Annotated in this window: 1 protein-coding gene; it reads right to left on the minus strand. The window is 43.9% G+C overall.

The window, feature by feature from the left end; translation table 11 throughout:
• A partial coding sequence (locus ACTIE0_RS24980; protein WP_439517090.1) for a tetratricopeptide repeat protein occupies positions 1-380 on the minus strand: 380 nt, incomplete at its 3' end.
• Positions 381-524: the final 144 nt, after the last annotated feature.

Genomic DNA, 524 nt, shown 5'->3' on the forward strand with positions numbered 1-524 from the left:
AGGGGTAAAGCTTGGTTGTAGTAGTCTAGGGCTGTTTGTTTTTCTCCTAATAAATCATTAATTCTCCCCATACCCAGCAGGGTGACGGCTTCATTTCCCTTATCCCTAGCAGCGCGATAGAGTTCGCGGGCGGCTTGCAACTTTTCTAGGGCTTCTCGTAATGATTCGGCGGTTCCTTGTTGAAATAGTATGAATCCCTCATTTAACAATCTATCCGCTTCAGAATTACTGCTATTTTGGGCGATAATTATAGGCGTTGGTTGAGGGGATGATGAATTGGTTTTTAGCTGTGATGAGGTCGCCAGGACTGACTCCCCTAGCATCACGGATAATGTGGCTGTTATCAATCCGATTTCGATGAGTTGCTGTGGTTTAATCATGGGTTTATTTCTTGATTTTTGCAGACAATTTATGGGTAAGCAAAAGCTAAAAAATCTGGGTTGATTTGAGTCAGTCAATCCCCGCAAATTGAGCCATAATGTGGGGTTTCGTTCCTCAACCCAACCTCCGAATAAAGCTGGGTG

The organism is Limnospira sp. (assembly GCF_051859755.1).
Taxonomy (GTDB): domain Bacteria; phylum Cyanobacteriota; class Cyanobacteriia; order Cyanobacteriales; family Microcoleaceae; genus Limnospira; species Limnospira fusiformis.